The 7,446-nt window shown below is 73.4% G+C and carries 7 protein-coding genes and 1 pseudogene; 7 read left to right on the top strand and 1 reads right to left on the bottom strand.

Annotation, left to right across the window (positions count from 1 at the left end):
* Window positions 1-295: pseudogene (locus JMV16_RS05600) on the bottom strand (hypothetical protein); the annotation flags it as partial.
* 89 nt (window positions 296-384) lie between these two features.
* Here JMV16_RS05600 and JMV16_RS05595 point away from each other — a divergent pair.
* The 7 genes from JMV16_RS05595 (at window position 385) to glcE (ending at window position 7,445) form a co-directional block, all read left to right on the top strand.
* Window positions 385-1,380 (top strand): fumarylacetoacetate hydrolase family protein, encoded by a 996-nt coding sequence (locus JMV16_RS05595; protein ID WP_201493191.1) that lies wholly within the window; start codon window positions 385-387, stop codon window positions 1,378-1,380.
* Entirely contained in the window at window positions 1,377-2,318 is a 942-nt protein-coding gene (locus JMV16_RS05590; RefSeq protein ID WP_201493190.1) for a TraB/GumN family protein, read from the top strand. The genes JMV16_RS05595 and JMV16_RS05590 overlap by 4 nt, the downstream gene beginning before the upstream one ends.
* Before the next feature lie 60 nt (window positions 2,319-2,378).
* A complete protein-coding gene (locus JMV16_RS05585) occupies window positions 2,379-3,056 on the top strand; it encodes a PhaM family polyhydroxyalkanoate granule multifunctional regulatory protein (protein WP_201493189.1) in 678 nt (225 codons plus the stop codon).
* 17 nt (window positions 3,057-3,073) lie between these two features.
* Complete coding sequence (locus tag JMV16_RS05580) at window positions 3,074-4,303, top strand: FIST N-terminal domain-containing protein (protein WP_201493188.1); 1,230 nt, start codon at window positions 3,074-3,076, stop codon at window positions 4,301-4,303.
* Window positions 4,304-4,371: 68 nt separating this feature from the next.
* Window positions 4,372-4,788, top strand: a complete 417-nt coding sequence (locus JMV16_RS05575; protein ID WP_201493187.1) for a TIGR02281 family clan AA aspartic protease — start codon at window positions 4,372-4,374, stop codon at window positions 4,786-4,788.
* Window positions 4,789-4,835: 47 nt separating this feature from the next.
* Window positions 4,836-6,350, top strand: a complete 1,515-nt coding sequence (locus JMV16_RS05570; RefSeq protein WP_201493186.1) for an FAD-linked oxidase C-terminal domain-containing protein — start codon at window positions 4,836-4,838, stop codon at window positions 6,348-6,350.
* The gene (gene glcE, locus JMV16_RS05565) at window positions 6,351-7,445 is read left to right on the top strand and encodes a glycolate oxidase subunit GlcE (protein WP_201493185.1); all 1,095 of its coding nucleotides are present in this window, start codon (window positions 6,351-6,353) and stop codon (window positions 7,443-7,445) included.
* Window position 7,446: the final 1 nt, after the last annotated feature.

Raw genomic sequence — 7,446 nt, 5'->3', positions numbered from 1 at the left:
CGGCGGGCGCGGCCGGCATGGCGACCGCGTCGGACGCGGGCGCGACAGGGTTGGCCTCGGCGGGCATCCGCACCGCGGCCTTGGCCGCCTCGGGCGCCGGCGCAACCGTGGCGGGCGGTGCGACTGCCGGCACGGCCGGTGCCGCGACCGGCATCACGACCCGCCTCACCTGCACCGTCCCCAGCGCCCGCGCCGCAGCCCCCGGCGCCGGCGCCCAGCGCCCCAGCAGCCAGCCGTGGGCCAGCAGCACGGCCGCGACGACGGCCAGCGCCGCGCGCCAGCGGCCGGGGGGCACCGCAACAGGAGGTGTCGTGTACGCCGCTGTCACCCCACAATAGTGCCATTCCACCCCCCGCGCCGCATCCCGCAAAGGACCACCCCCGCATGAAGCTCGCCACCCTCAAGGACGGCTCGCGCGATGGCCAGCTGGCCGTGGTCTCGCGCGACCTGGCGAGCGCCCACCACGCCACCGGCATCGCCGGCACGCTGCAGCAGGCGCTGGACGACTGGAACTTCGTCGCGCCCCAGCTCGAAGACCTTTATGCCACGCTCAACGGCGGCAAGGCGCGCCACGCCTTCGCCTTCGAGCCACGTCTGTGCATGGCGCCGCTGCCGCGCGCCCACCAGTGGCTGGATGCCTCGGCCTACCCCAGCCACATCGAACGCATACGGCGCGCACGCGGCGCCGAACCGCCGGACGATCTGCGCAGCCTGCCGCTGGTCTACCAGGGCGGCAGCGACGACTTCCTCGGCCCCTGCGACGACGCCGTCTTCGCCAACAGCGACGACGGTATCGACCTCGAGGCCGAGATCGCCGTCGTCACCGGCGACCTGCCGATGGGCGCCAGCCCGGACTACGCGCTGGAGGGCGTGCGCCTGCTGCTGCTGGCCAATGACTGGAGCCTGCGCGCGCTGGCGCCGGCCGAGGTGGCGCGCGGCTTCGGCCTGCTGCAGGCCAAGCCGGCCACCGCCTTCGCGCCGGTGGCGGTGACGCCCGACGAGCTGGGCCCGGCCTGGCAGGGCGGTCGCGCCCGGCTCACGGTCGAATGCCTGCGCAACGGCCAGCGCCTGGGCCGCCTGGAGGCCGCACCCGGCATGCACTTCCACTTCGGCCAGATCCTCGCCCACGCGGCACGCACGCGGCGGCTGCGCGCCGGCTGCATCGTCGGCGGCGGCGCCATCAGCAGCGAAGACCCGGCCCAGGGCGTGGCCTGCCTTGCCGAGCTGCGCGCGCTCGAAATCGCGGCCGGCGGCGCAGCCACGACGCCCTTTCTGCAGTTTGGCGAGACGGTGCGCATCGAGGCCATCGCGCCCGACGGCAGCAGCGTCTTCGGTGCCATCGAACAGGCCGTGGCCGAACTTGAAAGGGACGCGGCATGAGGGCGCGGCAACACCTCGTGCGCTGGCTGGCCCTGGCCCTGCTGGCCTGGGCTATCGACGCCACCGCCGCCGAGGCACCGCGCTGCCCGCCCACGGTGACGGCCACCGCCACCGACGCCACCGCACCGGCGCGCGACCGCGGCCTGCTGTGGCGCATCACGCGCGACGGCCGCGCCTCCTACCTCTTTGGCACCCTGCACGTCGGCAAGCCGGGCTGGCGCCGCTTCGGGCCCCAGGTCAGCGCCGCGCTGCGCGCCGTCGACGTGCTGGCGCTGGAGATCGACCCGGGCGACCCCGATCTGCTCAAGGCCATGGCCGAGTTGCGCCCGCCGCAGGACTTGCCGCCGGCGCTGCAGCAACGCCTGGCGCGCGCCTTCGAGCGCGCCTGCGTGGCGGCCGATTCGATGGCCACGCTGCACCCGGTGCTGCAGGCGACCTCGCTCACCGTGCTGGAGGCGCGCTGGTTCAGCCTGGACCCGAACTTCGCGCTCGAACAGGCGCTGGCGGCGCAGGCGCGCACCCTGGGCCGGCGCGTCGTCTCGCTGGAAACCGCGGCGCAGCAGACCCAGGCCCTGGTGCCCGACGACGAGGCCGAGGCCCAGGCCCTGCTCGACCAGAGCCTGCAGCAACTGGAAGACGGCAGCGCCCGCCGCGTGCTGCAGCGCCTGAGCGCGGCCTGGGAGCGCGGCGACCTCGCAACGCTGGAAGACTACGAGAAGTGGTGCGAGTGCATCGCCAGCGAGGCCGAGCGCGAATTCCTGCGCCAGCTCAACGACGAGCGCAACCCGGGCCTGGCCGCCGGCATCGAGGCCCAGCACAAGCTGGGCCGGCGCGTCTTTGCCGCCGTCGGCGCGCTGCATTTCACCGGCCCGCAGGCCTTGCAGACCCTGCTGGCCCGGCGCGGCTTTCGCGTCGAGCGCATCGTCTTCGCGCACTGAACACGTTTGTGGCGCACCGCGCGGGCGCACAATCTTTGCCACCACAACAGGAGACTTTCGATGGCGGGTGCAGGTGATCTGGCGCGCATGGTGCCGGGCTTCGACTTCCTTCAAGGGCTGCTCAAGAATGCCGGTGCCGGCATGCCCAACATCGGCCAGTGGGTGGCGCCCACGCTGGACCCGGCCGACCTTGACAAACGCATCAGCGAGCTGCGCACGGTGCAGTTCTGGCTGGAGCAGAACGCCAAGCTGATCGGCACCACGATCCAGGCCCTCGAAGTGCAGCGCATGACCCTGGCCACGCTGCAGAGCATGAACATGCCGCTGGCCGACCTGGGCGAGGCGCTCAAGATCAAGGTGCCGGCACCGACGCCAGCTGCGCCGCCGCGGCCGGCCCCCGCGCCCGCCCCTGCCGCCGCACAGCCGGCGCCGGCCCCGGCTCCCGCTGACAAGGCCCCGGCGCCGCCCGCCGTCGACCCCATGCAGTGGTGGGGCGCACTGACGCAGCAGTTCACTGAGCTGGCGGCCAAGGCGGTGAAGGAAACCACCGACGGCGCCGCCACGCTGGCTGCGGCGGCAGCAAAGAAGATGCCGGCCGCGGTGGCCAAGGCCGCTGCCGCGCCCGCCGCGGCCAAGGCCGGCGGCCCCGCCGCCGAGGCCGTGGCCGCGGCGCGCAAGACCGTGGCCAAGAAGGCCGCTCCGCGCAAGGCGGCCACGCCGCGCAAGACCGGCGGCTGACGCGCTCGCCCAGGGGCATGTCGGTCTTCCTCGTCGCCCACGCCACCCACCCCGACTGGCGTGGGGCGCTGGCGCTGGCGGCGGCGCAGATCGAAGCCCGCAGCGCCGAACACGAGGCCAGCGCGGCGGGGCCGCTGTCGCTGGGCTTCGTCTACTTCACCGACCACTATGCCGGGCATGCCGCGGCCCTGTACGCGGCGCTGCGCCAGCAATGGCCGGGCGTGTCCTGGGTGGGCAGCGTCGGCGTCGGCATCGCCGCCGGCGGCGTCGAATACATCGATGAGCCAGCGCTGGCGCTGATGCTGGCCTCGATGCCCCGAGGCCGCTTCGAGGTCTTTTCCGGCGCGCGCAAGCTGCAGCGCATCGAGGCCTTCAGCGCCCTCGTCCACGCCGACCCGGCCACGCCCGACCTCGGCGAGCTGATCGCCGAGATGAGCGACCGCACCGGCTCGGGCTATCTCTTCGGTGGCCTCGCCTCGTCGCGCGGCGAGGCACCCCACATCGCCGACGGCGTCTGGCACGGTGGCCTCTCGGGCGTGGGCTTCACCCAGGACGTGGCCCTGGTCTCGCGCGTCACCCAGGGCTGCCAGCCGCTGGGGCCGGTCCACGAGGTGACGGCCTGCGACCGCAACATCGTCAGCGAGCTTGACGGCCGCCCGGCGCTGCCGCTGCTGCTGGCCGAACTGGGCCTCACCGACCTCGATGACCCGCGCCAGGCCCTGCCTAGGCTGCGCGCCACCCTGGTGGGGCTGACCGACGCCCACGACAGCGCGCTGGCGATGCCGGGCCGCATAGGTGGCCAGTTCGGTCCCGACACCCGGGTGCGCCACCTGATAGGCATAGACCCCGCGCGCCAGGCGGTGGTGGTGGCCGATCGCGTCGAGCCCGGCATGCGGCTGACCTTCTGCCAGCGCGACGTGCAGGCGGCGCGGCGCGACCTGGTGCGCATCTGCAGCGAGATCCGCGAGGAACTCGAGACCCCCGCCGAAGCCACGTTCAGTGGCGCGGCGCCGGCCCCTGCCGCCGCACCGCGGCGCATCCTGGGCGCCATCTACGTCAGTTGCTCGGGCCGCGGCGGGCCGCACTTCGGCGGCCCCTCGGCCGAGCTGAAGATCGTGCAGCACGCCCTCGGCGCCGGCGGTGACGAGGTACCGCTGGTGGGCTTCTTCGCCGCCGGCGAGATCGCCCGCCACCACCTCTACGGCTACACCGGCGTGCTGGCCGTCTTCACCGGGACCGCGCGCTGAGAGACATCCCGCCCGCACTCAAGCACGCCACACTCTGGCTGCTGCTGGCCACCGGGCTCTTCCTGGCCGTGCAGGCCTGGCAGGCCGAGCAGCAGCGCGCACGCTTCCATGCCGCCGCCGGCGTGATCGAGCTGAGGCGCGGCCCCGACGGCCATTTCCACTGGCCGGGCCGGGTGGGCGGCGAGGGCGGCGTCGCGGTCGATTTCCTCGTCGACACCGGCGCCACCCGCACCGCGCTGCCGCTGGCCCTGGCCCAGCGTGCCGGCCTGGTGCTGGAGGGTCGCACGCAGTCAGCCACCGCCGGCGGCGTGGTGCTGGGCCATGTGGCGCGCGCCGACATCCGGCTCGAGGGCGGCGTGAGCGCCGAGCGCCTGCCGGTGACGGTGCTGCCCGAACTGGCCGCGCCGCTGCTCGGCATGGACCTGCTTTCCAAGATGCGCTTCAGCCAGCAGGGCGGCGTGCTGCGCTTCGAGCCGGCGTCGTAAAGTCGGGGCCCTGCCGCGGCCGACCGCGCCAGCCCAGGAGCACCGCGATGAACTCGCCCGCCGCCCACACCGCCGTCACCGCCGCCGCCCTGCAGGCCGACCGCGCCACCCGCCAGCGCCAGGTGGTGGCGGCGCTGGCGCCGCTGCTGCCGCCGCACGCCCTGCTTTGGCAGGGCGAGGACACCGTGCCGTATGAGTGCGACGGCCTCACCGCCTACCGCCAGCAGCCGCTGCTGGTGGCCCTGCCCGAGACCGAGGCCCAGGTGGCTGCCGTGCTCAAGGCCTGCCACGCGCTGGCGGTGCCGGTGGTGGCGCGCGGCGCCGGCACGGGGCTTTCGGGCGGAGCCATGCCGCACGCCCTGGGCGTGACGCTGTCGCTGGCCAAGTTCAACAAGATCGTCATCGTCGACCGCCAGGCCTGCACCGCCACCGTGCAGTGCGGCGTGCGCAACCTGGCCATCAGCGAGGCGGTGGCGCCACTGGGCCTGTACTACGCGCCCGACCCCAGCAGCCAGATCGCCTGCACCATAGGCGGCAACGTCGCCGAGAACTCCGGCGGCGTGCACTGCCTGAAGTACGGCCTCACGCTGCACAACGTGCTGCGCGTGCGCGGCTTCACGGCCCTGGGCGAACCCGTCGAGTTCGGCTCCGAGGCGCTGGACGTGCCGGGCCTGGACCTGCTGCCGCTGGTGGTGGGCAGCGAGGGCATGCTGGCCGTCATCACCGAGGTGACGGTGAAGCTCACGCCCAAGCCCTCGCTGGCGCGCTGCATCATGGCCAGCTTCGACGACATCCGCAAAGCCGGCGACGCGGTGGCCGCGGTGATTGCCGCCGGCATCATCCCGGCCGGCCTGGAAATGATGGACAAGCCGATGACGGCCGCGGTGGAAGATTACGTCCACGCTGGCTACGACCTCGACGCCGCCGCCATCCTGCTGTGCGAGAGCGACGGCACGCCGGAAGAAGTGGCCGAGGAAATCGACCGCATGCTGGCCGTGCTGACGGGCGCCGGCGCCTCGCGTGTGGAGGTCAGCCGCGACGAGGCACAGCGGCTGAAGTTCTGGAGCGGGCGCAAGAACGCCTTCCCTGCCAGCGGCCGCATCAGCCCCGACTACATGTGCATGGACAGCACCATCCCGCGCAAGCGCCTGGCCGACATCCTGCTGGCGATCCAGGAGATGGAAGCGAAGTACGGCCTGCGCTGCTGCAATGTCTTCCACGCCGGCGACGGCAACCTGCACCCGCTGATCCTCTTCGACGCCAACGATCCCGACCAGATGCACCGCTGCGAACTCTTCGGCGCCGACATCCTGGAGACCAGCGTCGCGATGGGCGGCACCGTCACCGGCGAGCACGGCGTCGGCGTCGAGAAGCTCAGCAGCATGTGCGTGCAGTTCTCGCCCGCCGAACGCGAGCAGATGGCCGCCCTCAAGCGCGCCTTCGACGGCCAGGGCACGCTCAATCCGGGCAAGGTGATCCCGACGCTGCAGCGCTGCGCGGAGTACGGGAAGATGCACGTCAAGCGCGGCTTGCTGGCGTTTCCGGAGCTGGAGCGGTTCTGAATGGATTCCAAGGCAGCAGCCCTGCAGGGCCTGGTCGAGCGCGTGCGCGAGGCCGCGGCGCACAAGACCCCTCTCGAAATCCGCGGCGGCGGCACCAAGGCCTTCTACGGCGGCGAGCCGCGCGGCGAGCCGCTTTCCACGGCCACGCTGGCCGGCATCAGCAGCTATGAGCCGAGCGAGCTGGTGGTCAGCGTGCTGGCCGGCACGCCGCTGGCCGCGCTGGAGACCTTGCTCGCGGCCCAGGGCCAGTGCCTGGCCTTCGAGCCGCCGCGCTATGCGCCCGGCGGCACCGTGGGCGGCATGGTGGCAGCCGGCCTGGCCGGGCCGGCGCGCGCCGCGGTGGGCGGGGTGCGCGACTACGTGCTGGGCGCCACCCTGCTCAACGGCCGCGGCGAACTGCTCAATTTCGGCGGCACGGTGATGAAGAACGTCGCCGGCTACGACGTCTCCCGCGCGCTGGCCGGCACCATGGGAATCCTGGGCCTGATCTGCGAGGTCTCGCTCAAGGTGCTGCCGCGGCCCGCCGCCACCGCCACGCTGAGGCTGGAACTCGACGCCGCCCAGGCCATGCGGCGCCTGGGCGAATGGCGCGGCCAGCCGCTGCCGCTGAATGCCAGCGCCTGGTGGGACGGCGCCCTGGTGCTGCGCCTGTCGGGCGCCGCGGCCGCGGTGAGCGCGGCGCAGCAGAAGATGGGCGGCGAGCCGATCCCTTCAGCGATGGCCGACGCCTTCTGGACCGGGTTGCGCGACCACGGCGACGAGTTCTTCGTCGGCGCTGCACGCGCCGTGCAGGGCGGCGCCACGCTGTGGCGGCTGTCTGTGCCGGCCACGGCAGCGCCGCTGCGGCTGTCGGGCGAGCAGCTCATCGAATGGGGCGGCGCCCAGCGTTGGATCTGCACCACGGCGCCGGCGGCCACGCTGCGCGAGGCGGCGGCGGCGGCCGGCGGACACGCCGTGATGTTCCGCGGCGCCGAGCGCGCGCAGGGCATCTTCGCGCCGCTCAAGCCGCCGCTGGACCGCATCCACCGCGAACTGAAGAAGGCCTTCGATCCCGAGGCCATCTTCAACCCCGGGCGCCTGCTGCCCGATCTCTGAG

It is taken from the genome of Rubrivivax sp. A210 (genome assembly GCF_904426505.1).
GTDB lineage: Bacteria > Pseudomonadota > Gammaproteobacteria > Burkholderiales > Burkholderiaceae_C > Rubrivivax.
Note: the sequence above shows the minus strand (reverse complement) of the source record. Positions and strands in the feature narration are given on the sequence as shown.